3 protein-coding genes are annotated in these 3,909 nt (G+C 56.3%); all 3 read left to right on the plus strand.

Annotated features, from left to right (window positions below; translation table 11 throughout):
* On the plus strand, positions 1-402 hold a 402-nt coding region (locus BN3772_RS30125), incomplete at its 5' end, for a DUF6385 domain-containing protein (RefSeq protein WP_042204473.1).
* 159 nt (positions 403-561) lie between these two features.
* On the plus strand, positions 562-2,631 hold the full coding sequence (locus tag BN3772_RS30130) for a glycosyltransferase (protein WP_042204475.1): 2,070 nt from the start codon (positions 562-564) through the stop codon (positions 2,629-2,631).
* Positions 2,628-3,909, plus strand: a 1,282-nt coding sequence (locus BN3772_RS30135) for a tetratricopeptide repeat-containing glycosyltransferase family 2 protein (RefSeq protein ID WP_157643679.1), incomplete at its 3' end; no start/stop codon positions are given. The genes BN3772_RS30130 and BN3772_RS30135, both read left to right, overlap by 4 nt.

Below are 3,909 nucleotides of genomic sequence, written 5' to 3' on the forward strand. Positions count from 1 at the left end.
TTGGATGGGACGATTACCAGTGTGCTCGGTGCTACGATCACTGCCGGTACACTAAGCAGCGTAACTTCTATCTCACAGCGCAGCTTTATCGAGCAGGCAACACTGGCGATCCCTACCGCAGATGCCTATACTCCGCTGCCGGCGAATACAACAAGTGTACTGGGCACCTACTCCTATTTCATCCTGAATAACGGCGCCAATCCGGTGAATACACGCGTTGAGATCAGCGCGGATGGAACGAATTACTTTGTCGATACCACCGGAGATAATCCGCTTCCTGCCGGTTCGGTAGATGTCATTGTGCCGGCGCGCTTCCTGAAATACACCCGTCTTTCGTATCAATCAGCGACACCGGGGGCAGCTTCGACGATTAATGTCATTTTTGATGCCCAGGGAACGTAAACAAGTCGTCCGTCATATCCTGTAGAGGCAAAGAGTGCATGGAGTTCCATGTACTCTTTTCTTCCGCTGGCGACCCGTTAGCGCAGTTACAGCTACATATGCCGGACAATGCCGGCTGATTGCTGCAGGAGATAATGTACCTGCCAAGGAGGAAATTTCATGACCGAACCCACCATTGGAGTTCATCTGATTATCCGAAATGAAGCCGGACTTCTGCCCGCTTGCCTCAAAAGCGTAGCCGGAGCCGATGAGATTATAGTTGTTGATACAGGCTCCGAGGATGATTCAATAGCGGTTGCGGAAGCATACGGAGCCAGGGTACTGCAGTACAATTGGGAGGATGATTTCTCCAGAGCCCGCAACAGCGGACTCCGCCATGCCGCAACCGGCTGGATTCTGGTCCTGGATGCCGATGAGATATTGAACACTCCGCTCACAAAAATCCGGCAGATCCTGCGGGGCACAACAGCCGAGGCTTTTACTGTCACGATAGAAAACATACTGGGACACCGGACAGAAGAGCGCCTGTATCATACAGCGGTCCGTCTATTCCGCGGTGGACAGGACTACTGGTATTCCGGAAAAATCCATGAGGGCATCGACCAGGCCATTATCAGCAGACACGGCATTTCCGCGATCCGGCACAGCAGCATTCAACTGGTTCATACAGGCTATCTGCCTGAGATCATGTCCCGCAAAAATAAAGCCGAACGCAATGAAAAGCTGCTGCGCGCCGCAGTCGCAGAGCAGCCGGAGAATGATTTTTACAGCTACAATCTGGCCGTCGCCTGCTGTCAGAAAGGCCAGTTGCAGGAGGCGGAGGAGCTGCTGCGCCATACCTTGAGCCGGGCACCGCTGCCCGCCCCGTACCGTCCGGCCATGATCCGTGATCTAGGCAAAATCTATCTGTCCGCCGCAAAAATGAGCTCTATAGATGCACTGCTGGCCAAAGAGCTTGATCGTTACAGCGATTACCCCGATCTACATTACCTGCAGGGCCAGTCCTTGGAGGGTCAAGGTCTGCTAGAGCGTGCTTTTCAGTCCTATGAACGCGCTGCTGCCCTTGCAGAAAACCTTGATTATCACACCAAATACGTCAGTGAGCACGGTATCACCACCTTCCGCCCGCTGCATCGTATGGGGGAAATCTCCCGTAAGCTCGGCAGACCGGATGAGGCCGCAAGGCTGTTCCACCGTTCGCTGCAATCTTTGCCGTTATATGCACCGGCGCTGCTGGGTATCGTCAACTCTTTTCAGTCACTGGACGTGCCTGATCACAGCATAGCAGCCTTACTGCAGCAGCTCGTCCCGGCGGATCAGCCTGCCGGAAGGGCAGCCATCATTAATGCACTCTGCGCAGCAGATGCCTATGAGGCTGTGTGCGGGCTGCCTCACGGGCTTGTTCCGCCGGAGAACGGTACGTTACTGCAAATGATCCGCGCCTGGATCATTACGGGTAACCCGGATACAGCAATGTCTCTGATCCGGGAAGGACGGGATCTGCTGGGTACAGAGATCACATTCACCGGATTGCTGCAGGAGCTGCGTGTGCTTGAAGCCCTTTGCATATGGTCACAAGGCTCTGCTCTGCAGGAAGAGCAGCTGGCCGGGATGCCGGAGGAGCAGCACAGCAGCTGGTATACGCTTAATCAGAGGCTGGCCGGAGGTGCGGGGGCCTCTGCGAAAGAGACTGCTGAGGGGCATGCGGATGACACACTCGATAACACTGCGTTAGCCATGCTTTTAATGGAGCTGATTCCTCTGGCTGTTCAGCTGGAGCTTTATCCGCTGGCAGATTCGCTGGCAGGATTGTCCGTACGGCATCATGCGGAGCTGGCGGCTGCCCTGTATAAGGCAGGCCGTGTGCCGGAAGCGGGAGAACGGTTCATTAAGCTGGCAGGTGATGAGCAGGCGGTGAAGCCGGTTGCTTTTTATATCGGGGAGATGCTCTATGATAAAGGGCACTATCAAGAGGCAGCCGGATGGTTTCAGCAGGCGCTCGGGCAATACGGACAGGAGGATGCTGCACGTACCGGCTTGGCAGTCTGTTATCTGCAGCTGGCCGCAGCGGATCTGAACAAAGCCGTGACAGGCTTCGGCGGAGATTATGAGCATGGTCCGATACTTGAGGATCTCGCTGCGATCCAAAACACCCTCCTTCTGCTGAACCGTACGCCCTGGCATACGGTGTGGAGCAGGCGCAAACGTCAGGGGGGTGTACAGCCATGAATAAGCCGCAGCGAAAGCCGCTGATCTCTCTTTGCATGATCGTTAAGAATGAAGCCGACAACCTGGCACGGTGTCTTACCAGTGTACGCGGAGCCGCAGATGAACTGATTATTGTCGATACGGGCTCTACGGATGACACGATTACAATTGCCCGCAGCTTTGGTGCGGCAGTTATCTCTTTTCCCTGGACCGGAGACTTCGCAGCCGCACGTAACGCCGGTCTGGAGAAGGCACGCGGGACGTGGATTCTCGTGCTCGATGCCGATGAGGAGCTGGATGCGGAGAGCAGGGGGGAGCTGCTGCTGTGTGCAGAGCACGTGGAGTATGAAGCTTTTTTTGTTCGGATTCATAATCATAAAGGGACTGAGCATGCCTCTCCGGTCATTACCGTCAATCCGATTCTGCGGATGTTCCGCAGCCGCCCGCAATACCGGTTCAAGGGAACGATTCATGAGCAGGTCGCTGCTGCAATTGTTGAAGCAGCTCCGGATGCAGCTATGCACCTTAGTACGGTGATCATTCACCATTATGGCTATGCTGACGGGGTGGTAGCCAAGAAGGATAAAATCAGCCGCAATCTCAGCCTGCTCAAGGAGCAGCTGAAGCTGAACCCGCGGGACGCTTTTCACCAGTTCAATACTGCAGTTGAATATATGCGGCTTGGTGATTACACTCAGGCGCTGCAGCATCTGCAGCTATCGCTGGCAGAGGCGGAGCCGGATACCAGCTTCACCCACCTGCTGTATAAATATGAAATCCGCTGCCGAATCATGTCCGGGGACCCGGCTGGCGCACTGGATGCATGCAATACCGGCTGCGCGCTTTTTCCCGATTATCCGGACCTTCACCATATCAGGGGGGTTCTCCTGCTGCAGGCCGGAGCTTATGCGGCGGCCAGAGGGGCCTTCCGGCAGGCGCTGGTCATCGGCATATCACCGCCCGGCTACCACACGGAATCCGGGATGGGCACTTATCTCACCTATGCCGCACTGGGACAGCTGTGCCAGGAAACCGGAGAGACTGAAGAGGCCATAGTCTGCTATACCCGGACAGCCCAGCTCCAGCCGGAGCCGTTCGCCCTCCTGGCGCGTCTGGTGCGAACGATAAAATGTGCAGGACGCAGCCATGAGCTTGCCGGCTGGCTGGAGGCTCATCTGCCGCAAATGGCGGCGGATCGGCCCCGGCTGGCCGGGCTGCTGCTGGCAGAGGGCTGTTTTGCGGCTGCGGCAGAGGTTGTAAGAAGCGGCGGTGAGCCGGCGGGCGAGAGCCTGGGGAGCG

The organism is Paenibacillus camerounensis (assembly GCF_000723885.1).
Classification (GTDB): domain Bacteria; phylum Bacillota; class Bacilli; order Paenibacillales; family Paenibacillaceae; genus Paenibacillus_AQ; species Paenibacillus_AQ camerounensis.